The organism is Streptomyces sp. GbtcB6, from assembly GCF_019091475.1.
GTDB classification, from domain to species: Bacteria; Actinomycetota; Actinomycetes; order Streptomycetales; family Streptomycetaceae; genus Streptomyces; species Streptomyces hyaluromycini.
The window spans coordinates 1-277 of the sequence record NZ_JAGXJL010000261.1; the positions used below are offsets into that span (position 1 = coordinate 1).

At 65.0% G+C, this 277-nt stretch carries 1 protein-coding gene; it reads left to right on the plus strand.

What is annotated here, in order from left to right:
- Positions 1 to 277, plus strand: a 277-nt coding sequence (locus tag KVT45_RS55335; RefSeq protein WP_217562708.1) for a hydantoinase B/oxoprolinase family protein, incomplete at both ends; no start/stop codon positions are given.

The following is a 277-nucleotide window of genomic DNA, read 5'->3' on the forward strand; positions in this document are numbered from 1 at the left end:
TGACGGCATGTCGGCGACTGGATTTCCCTCCGGCGTGCGCGGCGGGCCGATAGAAATCTTCGAGGCGATGTCGACGCTGGTCGTCTGGCGCAAGGAGTTCCGACAGGATAGCGGTGGTGCCGGCAAGTTCCGCGGCGGTCTCGGTCAGGCGATCGAGATGGAGAACATCATCCCCGAGACCTTCCAGTATTTCACCGGTTACGAGCGCGTCGACCATCCGGCAAAGGGTGCGGCCGGCGGCGGCAATGGCGCTCTGGGGCGGCTGCAACTCGGGACT